Raw genomic sequence first — 21,516 nt, forward strand, 5'->3', positions numbered from 1 at the left:
ACTGTCCGCAGCAACAAGGAGTACGCCTGTGAAGAGCACCGTCGAGACTCTGAGCCCGACCCGGGTGAAGCTCGCCATCGAGGTGCCGTTCGACGAGCTCAAGCCGAGCCTGCAGAAGGCGTACCGGGAGATCGGCGCGCAGGTGCAGGTGCCCGGCTTCCGTCGCGGCAAGGTTCCGTCCGCGGTCATCGACCAGCGCGTCGGCCGCGGCGCGGTCCTCAACGAGGCCGTGCAGGAAGCCATCCCGCAGCAGATCCTTGCCGCGGTGCAGGAGCACGACGTCAAGACGCTCGGCCGTCCCGAGGTGGAGATCACCGAGTTCGCCGACAACGCGCCGCTGAAGTTCACGGCCGAGGTCGACGTCCGCCCGGAGATCACCGTCCCGGACCTCTCGACCATCAAGGTCGAGGTTCCCGCGGTCGCCATCGGCGACAACGAGATCGACGAGCAGATCAATGGCCTGCGTGAGCGCTTCGCCACCCTGAAGACCGTCGAGCGCCCGGCCGCCGAGGGTGACTACGTGCAGCTCGACCTCAACGCCACCGTCGACGGCGAGGAGGTGCCGGGCGGCTCGGCCACCAACATCTCCCACGAGGTCGGCAGCAAGCAGCTGCTCCCCGGTCTGGACGAGGTGCTCGTCGGCCTCTCCGCCGGCGAGGAGGCCACCTTCACCACCCAGCTCGTGGGCGGCGACTTCGCCGGCCGTGACGCCGAGGTGAAGGTCGTCGTGCGGACCGTCAAGGACAAGCAGCTCCCCGAGATCGACGACGACTTCGCCCAGCTGGCGAGCGAGTTCGACACCCTCGAGGAGCTCAAGGGCGACCTGCGCGAGCGCCTCACCAAGGTGAAGAAGGTCGAGCAGATCTACGCCGCGCGTGACGAGGCTCTCAAGCAGCTCGTCGAGGCCGCCGAGATCCCGGCGCCGGAGGGCGTCGTCAAGGAGGAGGTCGAGGGTCGCAAGCAGGCGATGACCGACCAGCTCGAGCGGATCGGCGCGACCCTGCAGGACTACCTCGCCTCCGAGGAGAAGACCGAGGAGCAGATCGACCAGGAGCTGACCGAGGCCGCTCAGGAGGGCGTCCGGATCCAGCTGCTGCTCGACACCGTCGCCGACGCCGAGGACGTTCAGGTCTCCGACGACGAGTTCGGCCACGAGATCGTGCACCGGGCGCAGCGCGCCCAGATGCAGCCCCAGCAGTACTACGACCAGCTGGTGCGTTCCGGCGCCGCGGCCGCCGTCTTCGGCGACGTCCGCCGGGGCAAGGCGCTGGCCTCGGTCATGGAGCAGGTCACGATGACCGACAGCGAGGGCAACGTCCTGTCCCTCGACGATCTGCGGGCCGCCGGCGAGGACGAGCACGCCGGTCACAACCACTGATCTTCGCGTCCCACCGGCCGCCGTGCAGCGCTTGCGCTGCGCGGTGGCCGGTGTCATTTCAGGGGTACGGGGTCAGGCGGGTGCGCTGTCAGCGAACACCTGCCCGAGCGGGAAGCTGATGCGCATCCGACCAGTTAGGTTGGTCGTACGACGGACAACCTGCCGGCCGGAATCTCGGCCGACACAGTCAGCTGTGAAGGGCTGCCATGACCGATCTCCACATCCCCGCCACCCCCATGGCGCGGCGGGGCGAAGCACTCAGTGGCAACCTCGACGATTCGGTCTACAACCGCCTGCTGCGTGAGCGCATCATCTTCCTCGGCAGCGAGGTGACCGACGCGGTCGCCAACCGTATCTGCGCGCAGCTACTGCTGCTCTCCGCCGAGGACCCCGAGGCCGACATCCACCTCTGGATCAACTCGCCGGGTGGCTCTGTCTACTCGGGCATGGCTATTTACGACACCATGCAGTTCATCGACAACGACGTCTCCACCGTCGGGATGGGCATGGCTGCCTCGATGGGGCAGTTCCTGCTCTGCGCGGGGACCGCGGGCAAGCGTTACGCCCTGCCGCACGCGCGCATCATGATGCACCAGCCGTCCGGCGGGATGGGCGGTACAGCCGCTGACATCGCCATCCAGGCCGAGCAGATGCTTTACACCAAGAAGATGTTCCAGGAGCGGATCTCGTACCACACGGGACAGTCTCCGGAGCAGATCGCTGCCGACTTCGACCGGGACCGCTGGTTCACGGCGGCGGAGGCGAAGGACTATGGCTTCATCGACAAGGTGATCACCGGGGCCACGCAGGTCCCGGACGGTGCCGGAACGCTGAACTGAGGAGCTGACCATGACCGACCTTTCCATGCCTCCCGGGTTCGCTCCGGTGCACAACCGCTACGTGCTGCCCTCGTTCTCCGAGCGCACCTCGTGGGGGATCAAGGAGTCGAACCCGTACAACAAGATGTTCGAGGACCGGATCATCTTCCTCGGCGTGCAGGTTGACGACGCGTCGGCGAACGACGTGATGGCTCAGCTGCTCACGCTGGAGAGCACGGACCCGGACCGCGACATCCTGATGTACATCAACTCGCCCGGTGGCTCGTTCACCGCGATGACGGCGATCTACGACACCATGCAGTACGTGCGTCCCGACATCAGCACGGTCTGCCTCGGCCAGGCGGCCAGCGCCGCGGCTGTGCTGCTCGCCGGCGGCACCCCGGGCAAGCGGATGGCGCTCCCGCACTCGCGGATCATCATTCACCAACCGGCCACCGAGGGTGGCTACGGTCAGGGATCCGACATCGAGATCCAGGCGCGCGAGATCATGCGGATGCGTACCCAGCTCGAGGACATGATCGCGCACCACTCGAACCAGTCGGTGGAGAAGGTCCGCAAGGACATCGACCGCGACAAGATCATGACGGCGGACGAGGCCAAGGAGTACGGGCTGGTCGACGTCGTGCTGGCGACCCGCAAGAAGAGCCTGCAGGCCGTCGGCGCCAGTAACTGAGCGCGGTGTCAGGGGGACGGCCGGCAGAGGCTAGACTGGCCGACCCCTGACACGCCCGTTTTGGGGGGTCGGAGAACAGCCCCACAGCGGGTAACGTCGAGTCTGCAGCCTCAGCTACGCGGTTCAGCGGACGATGAGATGGCAACGGGGCAATCCGCCTCGGACACGGACCGGTCAGCGATCGGCCATGAAACGCAGGGAGAACGTAGGTGGCACGGATCGGCGACGGTGGCGACCTACTGAAGTGCTCCTTCTGTGGGAAGTCGCAGAAGCAGGTCAAGAAACTCATCGCGGGCCCCGGGGTCTACATCTGCGACGAGTGCATCGACCTCTGCAACGAGATCATCGAAGAAGAGCTGGCCGAGACCGGCGAGGTGAAGTGGGAAGAGCTTCCCAAGCCGATGGAGATCTGCCAGTTCCTGGACAACTACGTGGTTGGCCAGGAGCAGGCTAAGAAGGCGCTCTCCGTCGCGGTCTACAACCACTACAAGCGGATTCAGGCCGAGTCGAGCGGCGCGCCCGGTGGCGGCAGCGACGTCGAGGTGGCCAAGTCCAACATCATGCTCATCGGCCCCACCGGCTGCGGCAAGACACACCTGGCGCAGACGCTGGCCCGCATGCTCAACGTGCCGTTCGCGATCGCTGACGCCACGGCACTGACCGAGGCCGGCTACGTCGGTGAGGATGTCGAGAACATCCTGCTCAAGCTGATCCAGGCCGCCGACTACGACGTCAAGCGCGCCGAGCAGGGCATCATCTACATCGACGAGGTCGACAAGATCGCTCGAAAGAGCGAAAACCCGTCGATCACCCGCGACGTTTCCGGCGAGGGCGTTCAGCAGGCCCTGCTCAAAATCCTCGAGGGTACGGTGGCGAACGTCCCGCCGCAGGGCGGACGCAAGCACCCCCACCAGGAGTTCATCCAGATCGACACGACCAACGTGCTGTTCATCGTCGGCGGCGCCTTCGCCGGGCTGGATCGGATCATCGAGCAGCGTGTCGGGCAGAGCGGCGTCGGATTCGGCGCCCGGCTGCGGTCGATCTCGGAGCGGAACACCGACGACATCTTCAGCCGGGTGATGCCGGAGGACATGCTGAAGTTCGGCCTGATCCCCGAGTTCATCGGCCGGCTCCCGGTGATCACCACGGTGCGTAACCTCGATCGCGACGCGCTCATCAAGATCCTCACCGAGCCGCGCAACGCTTACGTGAAGCAGTACCAGCGTCTCTTCGAGCTCGACGGCGTCGAGCTGGAATTCGACGAGGGCGCTCTCGAGGCGATCGCCGACCAGGCGATGCTCCGCGGCACCGGTGCTCGTGGCCTCCGCGCGATCATGGAAGAGGTCCTCCTCTCCGTGATGTACGAGGTGCCCAGCAACCCCGACGCCGCGCGCGTGGTGATCACCCGCGAGGTGGTCCTGGAGAACGTGAACCCGACGATCGTCCCGCGGGAGTTCGTCGGCCGGCGCCGCCGTCCGGACCGCGAGGAGAAATCGGCCTGATCGGCCCCGCGTCATCGCCGCCGCCCGGTTCACCGGGCGGCGGCTTTTGCGTAGCAGTTCTTTCCGGTCCGCTTCTCCGGTGGTGCCGCTTCGGTGGCCCCGCGGTCTACGCTTCGATTCATGCGCGTCGCCGTCTGCCAGTTGAACTCCCGTGATGACCGGGCCCGGAACCTCGCGGTGGCCCGGAGCCTTCTTGAGCGAGCCGCTGAAGGCGGCGCCGAGCTGGCGGTCCTCCCGGAGTACGTCGACTTCCTGGGGCGCTCAACCGACGTGCCGAAGCCGGAACCGGTCGACGGGGAGTTCGGGGCGTTCTTCGCCACCGCGGCCCGGGAGCTCGGGATCTGGGTGCACGCGGGTTCGTTCCACGAGATCGGGCCCGATCAGGACCGGACGTACAACACCTCGCTTGTCTTCGCGCCCGACGGGACACTCGCCGCCACTTATCGCAAGATCCATCTGTACGACGTGGAGATCGCCGGCCGGGTCTCCTACCAGGAGTCGCGAACCGTGGCGCCCGGCGCGGAGACGGTGGTGACCGCGGTGAACGACATCCCGGTCGGCTTGAGCATCTGTTACGACCTGCGTTTCCCGGAGCTGTACCGCTCGCTCGCAGTCGCCGGGGCGAAGGTCCTCGTGGTCCCCGCCGCCTTCATGATGCACACCGGGCGGGACCACTGGGAGGTGCTGCTGCGTGCCCGGGCGATCGAGAACCAGTGCTACGTGCTGGCGGCCGGGCAGCTCGGCGACCACGAGCCGGGCCGGACCTGTTTCGGCCGCAGCATGATCATCGACCCGTGGGGGACGGTGCTCGCGCAAGCGCCCGACACGGTGGGGGTGGTGATCGCGGACCTGGACCTGGAGCGGCTGGAGACCATCCGCGCGGAGCTGCCGAGCCTCGCCAACCGCCGGCTGTAGGGCCGCCCTCCTCGCCGGCCCGGCGCCGCCCTCGGCCGGCTCTGCGCCGCATTCGCTGGCCTTGCGCTGCCTTCGCTGGCCTTGCGCTGCCTTCGCTGGCCTTGCGCTGCCTTCGCTGGCCTTGCGCCGCATTCGCTGGCCTTGCGCCGCATTCGCTGGCCTTGCGCCGCATTCGCTGGCCTTGCGCCGCATTCGCTGGCCTTGCGCTGCTTTTCCGCTGGCCTTGCGCTGCGCCGAGGCGCTGGCCGCGCGTTGCGGGGATCGGTCGGGCGGCCGCCGGGGCTGGGCACCTGCGGCTGATGAGGCTCAGGTCACAAACTCTGTACGAGGTAGCTGACGACGGCGAGGCCGACCACCGCGCTGCCGACCAAAAGAAGGGCCCCGCCCATCCGGGAGGGGCCTCGCAGGAACAGCCGATGAACCGAGACAACCACTGTGACCAGCACAAGTAGGCCGATCACGAGTTGCCAGAGCGGCACGAGGAGGCCGAGAAACGCGTCGACTGCCAGCGTCTCGGAAGCGTCCATGACGCCACTCTGTCACGGTTTCCTCTCGCCGTGTGCCGCCGCGCCGCCCCCGATGGTCATGAGCGTCGATTTGCGGTCACCCACCCGGGTCACGTAACTTCTTCTCTGCAAGCGGGAAACCGGTACGGAGCGGCACGAAGTGACAATCCGGAAGGCGACTCGGGAGCAGTCGAGAGCGAGCTAAGCTTGATCCCGACGATCCGGGCGGTGCGATCGGATCCAAGAAATTGGATTTGCGATCGCGACGCTGACCGGCTAGAGTGGTACAGCCGCCAGGGAAACGGACGGATGAAAATCCGGACGGCCTGGGCGAGCCACTCCACTTGGGCGAGGCCTTAACGGCGAAACTCGACCAGGTTTTTCGAACGGTTGCCTCGGATGCGGGCCTCATAATTGAGGTTCGACTTTGATGTGCGGTTGTTCTTTGAGAACTCAACAGGGTGCTTGATAAGCCAGTGCCAATTATGGCAATACCCCGGCCTGTCTTCGGATGGGTTGGAGATTCCTTTGGCAACATATCATGTTGCTGGGAATCAGATTTTCCACAGATTTTGTTGGAGAGTTTGATCCTGGCTCAGGACGAACGCTGGCGGCGTGCTTAACACATGCAAGTCGAGCGGAAAGGCCCTTCGGGGTACTCGAGCGGCGAACGGGTGAGTAACACGTGAGTAACCTGCCCCGAACTTTGGGATAACCCTCGGAAACGGGGGCTAATACCGAATACGACACGCCTTCGCATGGGGTGCGTGTGGAAAGTTTTTCGGTTCGGGATGGACTCGCGGCCTATCAGCTTGTTGGTGGGGTAATGGCCTACCAAGGCGACGACGGGTAGCCGGCCTGAGAGGGCGACCGGCCACACTGGGACTGAGACACGGCCCAGACTCCTACGGGAGGCAGCAGTGGGGAATATTGCACAATGGGCGGAAGCCTGATGCAGCGACGCCGCGTGAGGGATGACGGCCTTCGGGTTGTAAACCTCTTTCAGCAGGGACGAAGCGCAAGTGACGGTACCTGCAGAAGAAGCGCCGGCCAACTACGTGCCAGCAGCCGCGGTAAGACGTAGGGCGCGAGCGTTGTCCGGATTTATTGGGCGTAAAGAGCTCGTAGGCGGCTTGTCGCGTCGAATGTGAAATCTCGGGGCTCAACTCCGAGCTTGCATTCGATACGGGCAGGCTAGAGTTCGGTAGGGGAGACTGGAATTCCTGGTGTAGCGGTGAAATGCGCAGATATCAGGAGGAACACCGGTGGCGAAGGCGGGTCTCTGGGCCGATACTGACGCTGAGGAGCGAAAGCGTGGGGAGCGAACAGGATTAGATACCCTGGTAGTCCACGCTGTAAACGTTGGGCGCTAGGTGTGGGGACCCTCTCCGGGTTTCTGCGCCGCAGCTAACGCATTAAGCGCCCCGCCTGGGGAGTACGGCCGCAAGGCTAAAACTCAAAGGAATTGACGGGGGCCCGCACAAGCGGCGGAGCATGCGGATTAATTCGATGCAACGCGAAGAACCTTACCTGGGTTTGACATCGCCGGAAAACTCGCAGAGATGTGGGGTCCTTCGGGGCCGGTGACAGGTGGTGCATGGCTGTCGTCAGCTCGTGTCGTGAGATGTTGGGTTAAGTCCCGCAACGAGCGCAACCCTCGTCCCATGTTGCCAGCATTCAGTTGGGGACTCATGGGAGACTGCCGGGGTCAACTCGGAGGAAGGTGGGGATGACGTCAAGTCATCATGCCCCTTATGTCCAGGGCTTCACGCATGCTACAATGGCCGGTACAAAGGGCTGCGATACCGTGAGGTGGAGCGAATCCCAAAAAGCCGGTCTCAGTTCGGATCGGGGTCTGCAACTCGACCCCGTGAAGTCGGAGTCGCTAGTAATCGCAGATCAGCAACGCTGCGGTGAATACGTTCCCGGGCCTTGTACACACCGCCCGTCACGTCACGAAAGTCGGCAACACCCGAAGCCGGTGGCCTAACCCGTAAGGGAGGGAGCCGTCGAAGGTGGGGCTGGCGATTGGGACGAAGTCGTAACAAGGTAGCCGTACCGGAAGGTGCGGCTGGATCACCTCCTTTCTAAGGAGCATTCTTCTGCCGAAAGGTGGACAGAAATCCTGCACCAGCCGAATGTGTTGGTGAGGAGCTCATAGGCGGAGACACTGGTTAGCTGAAGCCGGCAACGGCCTGAATCCTCTAGTACACACGCTTTGCGTGCAGGAACGAGCTCGGGTGCGGCTGGTGGAAGCGATAAGCACCCTGTTGGGTATCTGAAAGAACAACCTTGCCGGCTGGGCCGGTGGTTGTTTTTCAATGCCAGGCATGACCTGGCGCTCCATACCGATTGCCTGAGGGCTTTGCTGGTGGTGCGCCTTGATGGTTGTGGGTTGGTCGTTGGTTGAGAATTGCACAGTGGACGCGAGCATCTTGTTTTCTGTGGTTAAGTTGTCAAGGGCGAACGGTGGATGCCTTGGCACCAGGAGCCGATGAAGGACGTGGGAGGCCGCGATAGGCCTGGGGGAGCTGCCAACCTAGCTGTGATCCCAGGGTGTCCGAATGGGGAAACCTGGCACGAGTCATGTCGTGTCATCCGCACCTGAATTCATAGGGTGTGTGAGGGGAACGCGGGGAAGTGAAACATCTCAGTACCCGTAGGAAGAGAAAACAACCGTGATTCCGTGAGTAGTGGCGAGCGAAAGCGGACGTAGCCTAAACCGGATATGTGTCATAGCTGTCAGGCGTTGCATTTCCGGGGTTGTGGGACCTGCTTATCAGGACTGACATTCTGATGAAGAGTTACAAAGTTATAGGTTAGTTGAACGGTGTGGGAAAGCCGGCCGTAGAGGGTGAGAGCCCCGTAAGCGAAAATCTATGACCTCTTTGCAGTGTTCCCGAGTAGCAGCGGACTCCTAGAATCTGCTGTGAATCTGCCAGGACCACCTGGTAAGGCTGAATACTTCCTGGTGACCGATAGCGGACAAGTACCGTGAGGGAATGGTGAAAAGTACCCCGGGAGGGGAGTGAAATAGTACCTGAAACCGTTCGCCTACAATCCGTCGGAGCCTTAGCTTTATAGCGGGGTGACGGCGTGCCTTTTGAAGAATGAGCCTGCGAGTTAGTGGCATGTGGCGAGGTTAACCCGTGTGGGGTAGCCGTAGCGAAAGCGAGTCTGAATAGGGCGCCCAAAGTCGCATGTTCTAGACCCGAAGCGGGGTGATCTAGCCATGGGCAGGTTGAAGCGTGGGTAAGACTACGTGGAGGACCGAACCCACCAACGTTGAAAAGTTGGGGGATGACCTGTGGTTAGGGGTGAAAGGCCAATCAAACTCCGTGATAGCTGGTTCTCCCCGAAATGCATTTAGGTGCAGCGTCGCGTGTTTCTTGCCGGAGGTAGAGCACTGGATGGTCTAGGGGGCCCACAAGCTTACTGAAATCAGCCAAACTCCGAATGCCGGTAAGTGAGAGCGCGGCAGTGAGACTGCGGGGGATAAGCTTCGTAGTCGAGAGGGAAACAGCCCAGATCGCCAGCTAAGGCCCCTAAGCGTGTGCTAAGTGGAAAAGGATGTGGGATCGCATGGACAACCAGGAGGTTGGCTTAGAAGCAGCCACCCTTTAAAGAGTGCGTAATAGCTCACTGGTCAAGTGGTTCCGCGCCGACAATGTAGCGGGGCTCAAGCACACCGCCGAAGCTGTGGCATTCACACTTTGCTCGACTCAATCTTTCGGGGTTGAGCCCAAGCGTGTGGATGGGTAGGGGAGCGTCGTGTTGCGGGTGAAGCGGCGGAGTGATCCAGCCGTGGACGCTACACGAGTGAGAATGCAGGCATGAGTAGCGAATGAAGGGTGAGAACCCCTTCCGCCGGATGACCAAGGGTTCCAGGGGCAGGCTAATCCGCCCTGGGTGAGTCGGGGCCTAAGGCGAGGCCGAGAGGCGTAGTCGATGGATAACGGGTTGATATTCCCGTACCCGCGTAGAAGCGCCCAAGACGAACCTCATAGTACTAACTACTTGATCAATTCAATGGCTTCGGCCGGCGATGCGGGAGACTAGGACCTCTGTGGGTAGTAGTTTAGCGATGGGGTGACGCAGGAAGGTAGATGAGCCCGGCCGGTGGTTGTGCCGGGGTAAGCGTGTAGGCCGGTGTGTAGGCAAATCCGCACACCATACAGGCTGAGACGTGATGCCGAGCCGTTCTGGTGAAGTCATTGATCCTATGCTGCCGAGAAAAGCCTCTAGCGAGCTTCGAGCGGCCCGTACCCTAAACCGACACAGGTGGTCAGGTAGAGAATACCGAGGCGACGGGTGAACTGTGGTTAAGGAACTCGGCAAATTGCCCCCGTAACTTAGGGAGAAGGGGGGCCGGACGCGTGAAGCCCCTTTGCGGGTGGAGCGTGGTATGGCCGCAGAGAGCAGGGGGAAGCGACTGTTTACTAAAAACACAGGTCCATGCGAAGTCGTAAGACGATGTATATGGACTGACGCCTGCCCGGTGCTGGAACGTTAAGGGGACCTGTTAGCCCGTGAGGGCGAAGCGGAGAACTTAAGCGCCAGTAAACGGCGGTGGTAACTATAACCATCCTAAGGTAGCGAAATTCCTTGTCGGGTAAGTTCCGACCTGCACGAATGGCGTAACGACTTCCCCACTGTCTCAACCACAGGCCCGGCGAAATTGCAGTACGAGTAAAGATGCTCGTTACGCGCGGCAGGACGGAAAGACCCCGGGACCTTTACTATAGCTTGACATTGGTATCCGAATTTAATTGTGTAGGATAGGTGGGAGCCGGTGAAGCTCGGACGCCAGTTCGGGTGGAGGCATTGTTGAAATACCACTCTGTTGGGTTTGGGTATCTAACTTGCGGCCCTGATCGGGTCGAGGGACAGTGTCTGGTGGGTAGTTTAACTGGGGCGGTTGCCTCCTAAAGGGTAACGGAGGCGCCCAAAGGTTCCCTCAGCCTGGTTGGCAATCAGGTGTTGAGTGTAAGTGCATAAGGGAGCTTGACTGTGAGACTGACGGGTCGAGCAGGGACGAAAGTCGGGACTAGTGATCCGGCACTTGCGTGTGGAAGCGGTGTCGCTCAACGGATAAAAGGTACCCCGGGGATAACAGGCTGATCTTCCCCAAGAGTCCATATCGACGGGATGGTTTGGCACCTCGATGTCGGCTCGTCGCATCCTGGGGCTGTAGCAGGTCCCAAGGGTTGGGCTGTTCGCCCATTAAAGCGGTACGCGAGCTGGGTTTAGAACGTCGTGAGACAGTTCGGTCCCTATCCGCCGTGCGCGTTGGATACTTGAGAAGGGCTGTCCCTAGTACGAGAGGACCGGGACGGACGAACCTCTGGTGTGCCAGTTGTTCTGCCAAGGGCACGGCTGGTTGGCTACGTTCGGAAGGGATAACCGCTGAAAGCATCTAAGCGGGAAGCCTGCTTCGAGATGAGGTATCCCACCACCTTGAGTGGGTAAGGCTCCCAGGAGACTACTGGGTTGATAGGCCGGAGATGTAAGCACGGTAACGTGTTGAGTTGACCGGTACTAATAGGCCGAGGGCTTAACCACTCTAAACATTGCGCTTGCGTCCACTGTGTGATTCACAGCAAACGAACAACCACCCCCGAGAGATCGGGGTTGCTGGTTTGTTCTGCTGAAGGCTGTTTCGGTGGTCATAGCGGTGGGGAAACGCCCGGTTACATTCCGAACCCGGTAGCTAAGCCCTCCAGCGCCGATGGTACTGCACTCGGGAGGGTGTGGGAGAGTAGGACGCCGCCGGACTCAACGTAGAAAAGGCCCACCCGGTTGACCGGGTGGGCCTTTTCCTGTTTGGTGGAGGAAAATCACGGCGCCGGTCCGTGCGGACAGCCGGCGAATCACTTCGCCGGCGTATCACCCCGCCAGCAAATCGCCCCCGCCGGCGGGGGCGATTTGGGCACGCTCTGATGGGCTCGGAACGCTTTTCGTCAGTTGCGGGTTTGGGTCGCTGTCCGGATTTGGCGCATCAGGGTTGCGGCGTCGGATTCGGTGCGGTCCAGGAACATGGCTACGGCGAGGCTTCCGTGGTCGGCCCAGCCGCAGACGGCGAGGTTGGTGCCGTCGGATGTCGTGGTGCCGCACTTCATGGTGCCGCCCAGGTCGCCGGCGTCGACGTCGGTCAGGCCGGTCACCGGGCTTTCCTCGTCACCCAGGAGGGTGAAGGCGTTGTCCAGCTCCTTGTCGGGGGACCACAGGAGCTTGGTGCCGCCGAAGAAGAGGACGTTGCGTTCGTCGGCGCCGGTGTAGACGGCGCCGACGGCCTTGTCCAGGGTGATCTCGGCGGAGATGGCGCTGCGCAGGTAGTCGGCGGTGCTGCTGGCGTCCGCGCTGTCGTCCAGGGTCAGGTCGCCGATGGTGGACGGCGTGGACAGGGTGGTGTGGCGCTGAGTGTTCACCTGCCAGCCGACGTAGCCGAGCGTGACCGAGCCCGCCCCGATCGCCACCAGCAGGGCGCCGAGCAGGACCGTTCTCACCTTGCGGCCCGTGGGGTTCGGGGGACGTTTGTCGTCCGCGGCTGCCGGCTCGGTGAGCTGGAAAGGCCCGGCGCTGATCTCGATGGGGGAGGACTTGTCCGCGGGGGACGGTGCGCCGGGTTCCGGAGTGGCAGAGTCGGCGGGCGAAGACATCACGCGAGCCTATCCTCCCCCGAGGGACAAGGTGTGGTTACCGGCTCCGTAGACTTGTCGGGTGACCGATGCGACCGAATCCCGTACTCCCGACAGCCGGCCCACCGGTGGCCTCTCCGCCCAGTACCAGCCGGGCGAGGTAGAGCAGCGGCGGTACGAGCGTTGGGTATCGGAGGGCTACTTCACGGCGGACGCGAAGAGTGACAAGCCGCCGTTCACCATCGTCATTCCCCCGCCGAACGTGACGGGCTCGCTGCACGTCGGCCACGCCCTCGACCACACGATCCAGGACACCCTGGTGCGCCTCAAGCGCATGCAGGGTTACGAGGTCCTGTGGCTGCCCGGCATGGACCACGCCGGCATCGCCACGCAGAACGTGGTCGAGCGCAAGCTGGCCGCCCAGCAGTTGTCCCGGCACGACCTGGGGCGGGAGAAGTTCGTCGAGAAGGTCTGGGAGTGGAAGGCCGAGTCCGGCGGCGCGATCCTCGGGCAGATGCGCCGGCTCGGTGACTCCGTCGACTGGACGCGCGAGCGCTTCACCATGGACGAGGGCCTGTCCCGTGCCGTCCAGACGATTTTCAAGCGGATGTTCGACGACGATCTGATCTACCGCGCGAACCGGATCATCAACTGGTGCCCGCGCTGCCTCACCGCGCTCAGCGACATCGAGGTGGAGCACAGCGACGACGAGGGCGAGCTGGTCTCGATCCGGTACGGCGAGGGCGACAACTCGATCGTCGTGGCCACCACCCGTGCCGAGACGATGCTCGGCGACACCGCGGTGGCGGTGCACCCGGACGACGAGCGTTACCAGCATCTGATCGGCACCGAGGTCGAGCTGCCGCTGACCGGCCGGCGCATCCCGATCGTGGCGGACGAGCATGTCGACCCGGCGTTCGGGACCGGCGCGGTTAAGGTGACCCCGGCCCACGACCCGAACGACTTCGAGATCGGTCAGCGGCATGGTCTGCCGAGCCTGACAGTCATGGACGAGCGTGCTGTCATCACCGTACCCGGGCCGTTTGAAGGTCTTGATCGGTTTGAGGCACGACCGGCGATCGTCGCGGCCCTGATGGAGCAGGGGCGGATCGTCGCGGAGAAGCGACCTTACGTGCACTCGGTCGGGCACTGCTCGCGGTGCAAGACGACGGTGGAGCCTCGGCTGTCGCTGCAGTGGTTCGTCAAGACCGGTCCGCTGGCGAAGGCGGCCGGCGACGCGGTGCGCGACGGCCGGGTGAAGATCGAGCCGGCCGAGCTCTCCAAGCGGTACTTCGCGTGGGTCGACAACATGCACGACTGGTGCATCTCCCGGCAGCTCTGGTGGGGTCACCGGATCCCGGTCTGGTACGGGCCGGACGGCGAGGTCGTCTGCGTCGGACCGGACGAGCAGCCGCCCACGGGTGAGGGCTGGCGCCAGGACGAGGACGTGCTGGACACCTGGTTCTCGTCGGGCCTGTGGCCGTTCTCCACGCTGGGCTGGCCGGAGCAGACCGCCGAGCTGGAGAAGTTCTACCCGACGAGCGTGCTGGTCACCGGCTACGACATCCTCTTCTTCTGGGTCGCCCGGATGATGATGTTCGGTCTGTACGCGATGGACGGCAAGCAGCCGTTCGACGTGGTGAACCTGCACGGCATGGTCCGTGACGGTCACGGCAAGAAGATGTCGAAGTCGTTCGGCAACGTCGTCGACCCGCTGGACTGGATCGACAGGTACGGCGCGGACGCCACCCGCTTCACGCTGGCCCGCGGCGCGAACCCCGGTTCGGACGTGCCGGTCAGCGAGGAGTGGTGCCAGGGCTCGCGGAACTTCTGCAACAAGCTCTGGAACGCGACCCGCTTCGCGATGATGAACGGCGCGACGGTGACGGGGGAGCTGCCCGACAAGTCGGAGCTGTCGGCGATCGACCGCTGGATCCTGTCCCGCCTGGAGCACACCATCGCGGAGGTCGACGGATACTTCGCGACCTACGAGTACGCGAAGGTCTGCGACACCCTGTACCACTTCGCCTGGGACGACGTCTGCGACTGGTACGTCGAACTGAGCAAGCCGGTGCTCGCTGCGGGGAGCGCGACGACGCAGAGGGTGCTCGGGCACGTGCTCGACCAGCTGCTGCGCCTGCTCCACCCGGTCATCCCGTTCGTCACCGAGGAGCTGTGGATCGCGCTCACCGGCGGCGAGACCGTGATGAAGGCGGCCTGGCCCACGGTCGACAAGAACCTCATCGACGACGCCGCCGAGGAGGAGCTCGCCGCCCTGCAGAAGGTGGTCACCGAGGTCCGCCGCTTCCGGTCCGACCAGGGCCTCAAGCCGAGCCAGCGGGTCTCCGCCGCGCTCACCGGCCTGGGCACCGTCGGCATCGACACGCACGAGCCACTGATCCGTTCGCTGGCCCGGCTCGACGCCCCCGGCCCGGACTTCACGGCGACCGCGACCCTCGCGGTGACCGGGGCGATCACCGTCGACCTGGACACCCGCGGCGCGATCGACGTGGCGGCCGAGCGGGCCCGTCTGGAGAAGGACCGGACGGCCGCGGAGAAGGAGGCCACCCAGTGCCGGGCCAAGCTCGGCAACGAGTCCTTCATCGGCAAGGCGCCCGATCACGTGGTCGCGAAGATCAAGGATCGGCTGGCGACCGCTGAGGCGGACCTGGTGCGAATTGCCGCGGCTCTGGAAGCGTTGCCCCAAGCATGAGCGCCGAATATTCAGAGGTGGAGGCCGCGCTGGACAAGCGCGGCTTCACCCGCATGGTCTTCGACATGCAGAAGATCCGGGACCTGATGGACGTGCTGGGCAGCCCGCAGCGGGCGTACCCGGCGATCCACCTGACCGGCACCAACGGCAAGACCAGCACGGCGCGGATGATCGACGCGCTGCTGCGGGCGCACGGGTTGCACACCGGGCGCTACACCAGCCCGCACCTGGAGACGGTCCGCGAACGGATCAGCCTCGACGGGGATCCGGTCTCCGAGGAGAAGCTGGTCACCACGTACCAGGAGATCGTGCCGCTCGCCGAGCTGATCGATGCGCGCAACGCCGAGCCGCTGACCTATTTCGACATGACGACGGCGATGGCGTACGCGGCGTTCGCGGACGCCCCGGTGGACATCGCGGTGGTCGAGGTCGGTCTCGGCGGCGAGGAGGACGCCACGAACGTCATCGAGGCCGGCGTCTGCGTGCTCACCCCGATCGGACTGGACCACACCGAGTGGCTCGGCGACACGATCGAGGACATCGCCTGGCACAAGGTCGGCATCATCCACTCCGGCGCCACGGTGATCACCGCGCTGCAGGACGAGGAGGCCATGCGGCCGATCCTCGAACGGTGCGCGGACATGGGTGCCACGCTCGCCCGGGAGGGGAGCGAGTTCGGCGTGATCAACCGGGCGCAGGCGGTCGGCGGGCAGGTGCTCACCCTGCAGGGGCTCGGCGGCGTCTACGACGAGATCTTCCTGCCGCTCTTCGGCGCGCACCAGGCGCAGAACGCGGCACTGGCGCTCGCCGCGGTCGAGGCGTTCCTCGGCGCCGGCCCGAACAAGCAGCTCGAGGCCGACCTGGTCCGGGAGGGCTTCGCGCAGGTCGACTCGCCGGGACGGCTGGAACGCGTACGCAGCGCTCCGACGATCCTGCTCGACGGCGCGCACAACCCGCACGGCATGGCCGCCACCGTCACCGCGCTGGAGGAGGAGTTCACCTTCCGCCACCTGGTCGCGGTGGTCGCCGTCCTCGGCGACAAGGACGTGTCCGGGCTGCTCGACCTGCTGGAGCCGGTGGCGGCCCGGATCGTCGTCACCCAGAACAGCTCGCCGCGCTCGATGCCGGTGGACGAGCTGGCCCAGCTCGCGACCGACATCTTCGGTGAGGACCGGGTGAGCGTCGCCGCGACCATGCCGGACGCCATCGAGGAGGCGGTTGTGCTCGCCGAGGAGGACTCCTCCGGCGAGCTCAGCGGTGTCGGGGTGCTGATCACCGGCTCGGTGGTCACGGTGGCGGACGCCCGGAAGCTGCTGAAGCGATGAGTGAGCGTCCGTCCGGTCTGAAGAACCCGCAGGGCGCGGTACGGGGTCTCGGCGCCGCCACGCTCTCCATGGAGGCGATCGTCCTGCTGCTGGCGATCGTCCCGCTGAGCGTCCTCGGCGGGGAGCGCAAGGGCCTGGCGATCGCCGTGGTGAGCGTCGGGGCGGTTGTCGCGATCGCGCTCTGCGGCATGATGAAACGAAGCTGGGCCTGGCAGGCCGGCAGCGTGCTGCAGGTGTTGCTGCTGCTGGGCGGTCTGCTGCACTGGGCGGTCGCCGCGGTCGGTGTCATCTTCGGACTGGCCTGGCTCTACGCCCTGCACGTCCGTCGCACCATCCTGGGCTGAGGACCGGCCGGCAGCTCTCCTGCCGGCCGGTCCCTTGCTCTATCGGACGGCCCGCCACTGGGTGATGGCGATGTTGTGGTTGTCCGGGTCGCGGAACGTCGCCGACCACAGCTCCAGCTTGTCGCCACGGTTCACCGCGCGGGGCGTGTGCACGAACTTCACGCCCTTGGCACGCAGCTCCTCGTAGACCGCCTCCACGTCGCCGACCTCGAGGTTGAGGTATATCAACCGCCCGGTCTCGGCGGCCAGGTTGTGCACGGTCCGCAGCACGAGCCGGGTGTCGCCGGACGCGAGCACCGCGCTGTCCTCCCCGGAGTCGATCTCGTAGAACCCGAGAACGTCCCGGTAGAACGCGATCGACTGGACCAGATCGGTCACCAGCACCGTGATGCCGACACCGTGGATCGCGCCGGCGGGGCCGGGTCGAGCGCTCGGGTAGGCGGTGATCACGTCGGCGGCGTGCTCGTCGGGTTCCCGGCGCCCGCCGAAGTCCCCCCACGGATTTCCAGGCACTTCCTTCTGGGTACGCCGGGAGGGCTCCTCCGCCGGGGCGCTTCGCTCCGGGATGTCGTCTGCCGGGGGCGCCACGACTCCGGCGGCCATGGCCGGGGCCGCGGCCGGGGTGGTCTCCGGCGCGGGTTCCGGGTTGTCGTCGAGCGGGATGTCGATGTCGTCCACTTCCGGCGGAGGCGCGGCGGGCCCGGTCGCGGTCTCCGGAGGTGGCGCTGTCGGGAACGGCCGGTCCGGGACGGGCGCGACCGGCGGTGGCGCGACGGGCGACGGTTCGGACGCCGTGGACGACGGGACGGGCTCCGGCCGCGCGGCGAAACCGTCCGGTTCCGGAGCGGGCACCGAACCGGCGGCGAGCGTGGACGAGGTGTGTGGCACTCCCGAGTCACCCGGTTGAGTGAAGAATCGGGTACGGCCTGACGACGTCCGCGGTGTGTCGGCGGGTTCCTCGAGGGGGATGTCGATCGGCGGTTCCGGGTCGGCGACGGTCTCCGGCGTGCTCTCGGTGGGTGTCCGCTGGGCCGGTGGCATCCCGGAGGCGGGCGTCGCCTGCGGCTGCTGCTCGGGCTCGGCCGCCGGCCCGTCGTGCCGGGCCGCCTGCTCGTCGCGCTCGACGGTTGGCTCGTCGTGCCCGGCGATCTGCTCGTCGTGCCCGGCGGTCTGCTCGTCGCGGTCGAGGGTCTGCTCGTCGCGCTCGTCGCGCTCGACCGTCGCGGTGGCTGTGGCGGCGCCGCCGCGGGGACGCGGGCTCGGCCGGACACCCGGCGGGCGGGTGGCGGACGCGGTGCCGGAGAAGGGCGCCGACGCGGCGGAGAACGACGGGGAAGGCGACGGGGAAGGCGGCGGAGGGGGTGGCGGCCCGTCGAAGCCCGGCCCCGGACCGCCGGCCGGCTCGGCGGCGAACGCCGCGCCCGCGGCACGCCGGGGCAGCGGCGGCGGCTCGTCGTCGGTCCCCACCACCTGGCCCTCGACTATGGTGCCGGCCGGTGTGTCCCGCACCACGACGGGCGTGGTCGGCCCGGCGCTGTAGGCAGCGCGGGGCGCGGGCGGCGGCGGGGGCGGAGGCTCCTCGTCGGCCTCGAACTCCCAGTCCCGGTCCCGGCCCTCCCAGGGTGCCGGTCCGATGTCGCCGAGCAGGTCGTCGTCGCGCTCCTCGGGGTCCTGGTAGGTGCCCTGCGGCACCGGCGGCGGCGGGTCGGCGCCCTCCTCGCGCAGCGGGGCGTCGTTCCAGTTGACCCGGACCCGGCGGGTGTCGTCGACGTCCACGGTGATCGGCACGGTGGCGCCCACCGCCGGCCACTTGGCGACCGGGATCCGCGACTCGCGCAGCACCGTGTCGAACGTGCCCAGGCCGGGCGCCACCACGATGACCTCGATGTCGGCACGGCCGTACGCCGCCGAGACCGGGGCCGGCGGGATCGACTTGACCTCCGCGTTGCCGGCGACGGTGGCGCGGCCGCCGCGGCGCTGCACGTTCACCAGCGCGAGGACGACGGCGAGCACGAGCACGGCGACGCCGAAGAGGGCCACCGGCCAGCTCGACATGCCCAGCCCATAAACGATCACGAAGACCGCCAGCGTGCCCATGACCGCCGCCACCAGTTTGCGGGCCGGTGCGATGGGCCGGCCGGTCTGGTTCGCCACTGTGGACCTCCCGGTTGTTCCCGTCAGGTTATGGCCCTGCGCCACATCCGCGAAAGTGCGGTAGTCGGGACATCGCCGCTCGCCCGATTCGCGGTACCGATAGGCTGAACTCACCGCGTGTCGGCCTGCCCCTTGCAACGGAGGAACTGCGTGACCAGCACCACTGAGCGTTCGCTCGTGCTCATCAAGCCCGATGCGGTGCGCCGCGGCCTGCTCGGCGAGATCCTGTCCCGCTTCGAGCGTAAGGGCCTGGTCATCGAGGCGCTGGAGTTGCGCACGATGGACGCCTCTCTCGCCGACGCGCACTACGCCGAGCACGTCGACAAGGCTTTCTACCCGCCGCTGAAGGACTTCATGACGAGCGGCCCGCTGGCCGCCCTGGTCCTCTCCGGCGACTCCGTGATCGAGGTCGTCCGCGCGATGATCGGCGCGACCGACGGCCGGAAGGCGGCGGCCGGCACGATCCGGGGCGACCTGGCCCTGTCGAACCGGGAGAACCTGGTCCACGCCTCCGACTCGCCGGAGAGCGCCGAGCGCGAGCTGGCCCTCTGGTTCCCCAAGATCTGACGGACACCCACCCCACGCCGCGTGTGGAGTTCCGGTGCCATCCGCACCCGAGATCCACACGCGGCGGGCCGTGGTGCGGGGACGGCTCTGCCCTCGTACCCGGGAAAGTGATTTAGCAGTCAGACGCTTCACCGTGATGCCTTGCTCGCCGAAAGAAGGGCGAAGAAAGCGAGGGCATCATGGGTTTTCTCCGACGGATGCGGTTGCGGACGCGGCTGCTGTCGGCGTTCGGAGTGTTTTGTCTTCTGGTCGCGGCCATGACGGCAGTGGGCGTCGCGGAGTCGCGTGAGCAGTCTGCGGCGGCGGACAAGGTCGAGGAGTTGCAGGGCCTGTCTCGTGCCGCCATGCAGTTGAAGTTCCGCAACGCGGATGTCAGTGGATGGCAGCTGGCCTACGGCTGGGACGCGTCGCTGACCAGCCCGGCGGAGGCGATCGACCCGGCTTCGGAGAACCGTAAGGGGACGATCGACGCGCTTGACGCGCTGGAGGCCGAGCTGGCCGCGGTGGCGGACGCCGATCTGAGCGCCGAGGAGCGTTCCTACTACACGGCTGTCGAGTCGAACTTCGACAAGTTCCGGGAGTACGACGACCAGGTCGTCACGATGTTGGAGAACGGCGGGACGGACGCGATCGCGCTGGCCGCCGAGCTGATCAACAACGACGCGTACGTGGTCTACCAGGCGATCGTGGAGAACACCGACAAGCTGGTGGACTCGGTCATCGCCCGGACCGAGGCGGCGCAGAACGAGCTGAAGACGGCGGGGGACCGGCTGCGGACGACGCTGCTGGTCGGGTGCGCGCTGGCCCTGGTGCTGACCGTGCTGCTCGGGCTCTGGCTGACCGCGAGCATCGAGCGTCCGGCGAACCGGGTGCGCGACGCGCTGCGGGTGCTGGCCGGGCGGGACGTCACCCCGCGCCTGCCGGTCGACGGCCGGGACGAGATGACCGACATGGCGGTCGCGTTCAACGAGGCCGCCGAGGCGGTACGCCAGACGCTGGCCGGAGTGGGCGAGCGAGCCGGCTCCCTGACCGAGGCGTCCGCCGAGCTGGCCGAGGTGGCCCGCCGGATGGACGGTCAGGCCGCGGGCACCAGCAGCCAGGCCGGTGTGGTCGCCGGGGCGGCTGACGAGGTCTCCGGCAACGTGCGGACGATGGCCGGCGCGGCGCAGGAGATGGTGGCCGCGATCGGCGAGATCTCCCGCAACACCACGTCGGCTGCCGGGGTGGCGGCGGACGCGGTGGAGACGGCGCGGCAGACGTCGGCGTCGGTCGCGGAGCTGGTGACGGCGAGCGCGGAGATCGGCGCGATCGTCAAGACGATCACCGCGATCGCCGAGCAGACGAACCTGCTGGCGCTGAACGCCACGATCGAGTCGGCGCGGGCCGGTGAGGCGGGCAAGGGGTTCGCCGTGGTCGCCGGCGAGGTCAAGGATCTCGCGCAGGAGACCGCGCGGGCGTCCGCCGACATCATCGACAAGATCTCGGCGATCCAGCACACCACCGGGCAGGCGACCCAGGCGATCGGCCGGATCACCGACGTGGTCCAGCAGATCTCCGAGCTGCAGGGCAACATCGCGGCCGCGGTGGAGGAGCAGTCCGCCACCACCGGTGAGATCAACCGGAGCGTCGGCGAGGTGGCGCAGGGCTCCGAGCAGATCGCTCGCAACGTGGCGAGTGTCGCGGACATCGCGACGGCGACCACCCGGGACGCCTCGGCGACCCGGGACTCGGCGCGGCAGCTCGGCGAGATGGCCGGCGATCTGCGAGGGCTCGTGGCGTCATTCAAATACTGAGTTCAGGGAAGCGAGGGGTGGCCGGTATCGTTGTCTCCACGCAGGCGACGATCCGGCCATCACCGGGGAGCCTTCCGGAAGAACAGGCAAGGCCCTGACAGGCAGCGCCCTACTAGAACCGGACGTCAGCGGCACGACACGTCGCGTAAACGAGCGGCGCTCGCGGGTA

The 21,516-nt window shown here is 66.0% G+C and carries 13 protein-coding genes and 3 rRNA genes; 13 read left to right on the forward strand and 3 right to left on the reverse strand.

The genetic code is table 11. The features are described from left to right. The first annotated feature begins 28 nt into the window (after nt 1-28). The 5 genes from tig to AMIS_RS05665 all read left to right on the forward strand — a co-directional run bounded on the left by tig (nt 29) and on the right by AMIS_RS05665 (nt 5,307). Entirely contained in the window at nt 29-1,378 is a 1,350-nt protein-coding gene (gene tig, locus AMIS_RS05645) for a trigger factor (RefSeq protein ID WP_014441239.1), read from the forward strand. Between the two features lie 206 nt (nt 1,379-1,584). Beyond that, nucleotides 1,585-2,217: a ClpP family protease gene (locus AMIS_RS05650; protein WP_014441240.1), complete on the forward strand. Its 633-nt coding sequence runs from the start codon at nt 1,585-1,587 to the stop codon at nt 2,215-2,217. A gap of 10 nt (nt 2,218-2,227) precedes the next feature. Then, on the forward strand, nt 2,228-2,890 hold the full coding sequence (locus tag AMIS_RS05655; protein WP_014441241.1) for an ATP-dependent Clp protease proteolytic subunit: 663 nt from the start codon (nt 2,228-2,230) through the stop codon (nt 2,888-2,890). Between the two features lie 209 nt (nt 2,891-3,099). Next, complete coding sequence (gene clpX / locus AMIS_RS05660; RefSeq protein ID WP_014441242.1) at nt 3,100-4,392, forward strand: ATP-dependent Clp protease ATP-binding subunit ClpX; 1,293 nt, start codon at nt 3,100-3,102, stop codon at nt 4,390-4,392. A 120-nt stretch (nt 4,393-4,512) separates the two neighbouring features. After that, nucleotides 4,513-5,307, forward strand: a complete 795-nt coding sequence (locus AMIS_RS05665; RefSeq protein ID WP_014441243.1) for a carbon-nitrogen hydrolase family protein — start codon at nt 4,513-4,515, stop codon at nt 5,305-5,307. 311 nt (nt 5,308-5,618) lie between these two features. Here AMIS_RS05665 and AMIS_RS05670 read toward each other — a convergent pair whose 3' ends face one another. Beyond that, nucleotides 5,619-5,834: a hypothetical protein gene (locus AMIS_RS05670; protein ID WP_014441244.1), complete on the reverse strand. Its 216-nt coding sequence runs from the start codon at nt 5,832-5,834 to the stop codon at nt 5,619-5,621. 551 nt (nt 5,835-6,385) lie between these two features. On the opposite strand from AMIS_RS05670, the gene AMIS_RS05675 reads away from it, so the two are divergent. The 3 genes from AMIS_RS05675 (at nt 6,386) to rrf (ending at nt 11,588) form a co-directional block, all read left to right on the forward strand. Next, nucleotides 6,386-7,900: ribosomal RNA gene (locus tag AMIS_RS05675) — 16S ribosomal RNA — on the forward strand. A gap of 359 nt (nt 7,901-8,259) precedes the next feature. After that, nucleotides 8,260-11,375 (forward strand): 23S ribosomal RNA (locus AMIS_RS05680). Nucleotides 11,376-11,471: 96 nt separating this feature from the next. Further along, a 5S ribosomal RNA gene (rrf, locus tag AMIS_RS05685) occupies nt 11,472-11,588 on the forward strand. The 16S, 23S and 5S rRNA genes sit together here, the layout of an rRNA operon. A gap of 185 nt (nt 11,589-11,773) precedes the next feature. Here the strand turns inward: rrf and AMIS_RS05690 are convergent. Beyond that, nucleotides 11,774-12,472 (reverse strand): hypothetical protein, encoded by a 699-nt coding sequence (locus AMIS_RS05690; RefSeq protein WP_014441245.1) that lies wholly within the window; start codon nt 12,470-12,472, stop codon nt 11,774-11,776. A gap of 61 nt (nt 12,473-12,533) precedes the next feature. Between AMIS_RS05690 and AMIS_RS05695 the strand changes: the two genes are divergently transcribed. From AMIS_RS05695 to AMIS_RS05705, 3 genes are read left to right on the forward strand one after another with little or no spacing between them, the layout of a single operon-like run. Next, nucleotides 12,534-15,164 (forward strand): valine--tRNA ligase, encoded by a 2,631-nt coding sequence (locus AMIS_RS05695; RefSeq protein WP_014441246.1) that lies wholly within the window; start codon nt 12,534-12,536, stop codon nt 15,162-15,164. Then, nucleotides 15,161-16,489 carry a bifunctional folylpolyglutamate synthase/dihydrofolate synthase gene (locus tag AMIS_RS05700; protein ID WP_014441247.1) on the forward strand — a complete coding sequence of 443 codons (1,329 nt, stop codon included), beginning with the start codon at nt 15,161-15,163 and terminating at the stop codon, nt 16,487-16,489. Before AMIS_RS05695 ends, AMIS_RS05700 begins: the two co-directional genes overlap by 4 nt. Beyond that, complete coding sequence (locus AMIS_RS05705) at nt 16,486-16,833, forward strand: DUF4233 domain-containing protein (RefSeq protein ID WP_014441248.1); 348 nt, start codon at nt 16,486-16,488, stop codon at nt 16,831-16,833. The genes AMIS_RS05700 and AMIS_RS05705 overlap by 4 nt, the downstream gene beginning before the upstream one ends. Before the next feature lie 39 nt (nt 16,834-16,872). On the opposite strand, the gene AMIS_RS43920 is transcribed toward AMIS_RS05705, so the two are convergent. Then, nucleotides 16,873-18,987 (reverse strand): VOC family protein, encoded by a 2,115-nt coding sequence (locus AMIS_RS43920; protein ID WP_014441249.1) that lies wholly within the window; start codon nt 18,985-18,987, stop codon nt 16,873-16,875. Between the two features lie 150 nt (nt 18,988-19,137). Between AMIS_RS43920 and ndk the strand changes: the two genes are divergently transcribed. Both ndk and AMIS_RS05725 read left to right on the forward strand, forming a co-directional pair. Next, nucleotides 19,138-19,554, forward strand: a complete 417-nt coding sequence (gene ndk / locus AMIS_RS05720) for a nucleoside-diphosphate kinase (RefSeq protein WP_014441250.1) — start codon at nt 19,138-19,140, stop codon at nt 19,552-19,554. 257 nt (nt 19,555-19,811) lie between these two features. Continuing rightward, nucleotides 19,812-21,347 carry a methyl-accepting chemotaxis protein gene (locus AMIS_RS05725; protein WP_231859242.1) on the forward strand — a complete coding sequence of 512 codons (1,536 nt, stop codon included), beginning with the start codon at nt 19,812-19,814 and terminating at the stop codon, nt 21,345-21,347. The last annotated feature ends 169 nt before the right edge of the window (nt 21,348-21,516 follow it).

It is taken from the genome of Actinoplanes missouriensis 431 (genome assembly GCF_000284295.1).
GTDB lineage: Bacteria > Actinomycetota > Actinomycetes > Mycobacteriales > Micromonosporaceae > Actinoplanes > Actinoplanes missouriensis.

What these genes read in the sequence shown, in the direction of transcription:
- AMIS_RS05650 (WP_014441240.1), top strand. Translation starts at nt 1,585, where the DNA reads ATGACCGATCTCCACATCCCCGCCACCCCCATGGCGCGGCGGGGCGAA.
- AMIS_RS05655 (WP_014441241.1), top strand. Translation starts at nt 2,228, where the DNA reads ATGACCGACCTTTCCATGCCTCCCGGGTTCGCTCCGGTGCACAACCGC.
- AMIS_RS05665 (WP_014441243.1), top strand. Translation starts at nt 4,513, where the DNA reads ATGCGCGTCGCCGTCTGCCAGTTGAACTCCCGTGATGACCGGGCCCGG.
- AMIS_RS05670 (WP_014441244.1), bottom strand. Translation starts at nt 5,834, where the DNA reads ATGGACGCTTCCGAGACGCTGGCAGTCGACGCGTTTCTCGGCCTCCTC.
- AMIS_RS05690 (WP_014441245.1), bottom strand. Translation starts at nt 12,472, where the DNA reads ATGTCTTCGCCCGCCGACTCTGCCACTCCGGAACCCGGCGCACCGTCC.
- AMIS_RS05700 (WP_014441247.1), top strand. Translation starts at nt 15,161, where the DNA reads ATGAGCGCCGAATATTCAGAGGTGGAGGCCGCGCTGGACAAGCGCGGC.
- AMIS_RS05705 (WP_014441248.1), top strand. Translation starts at nt 16,486, where the DNA reads ATGAGTGAGCGTCCGTCCGGTCTGAAGAACCCGCAGGGCGCGGTACGG.
- AMIS_RS05725 (WP_231859242.1), top strand. Translation starts at nt 19,812, where the DNA reads ATGACGGCAGTGGGCGTCGCGGAGTCGCGTGAGCAGTCTGCGGCGGCG.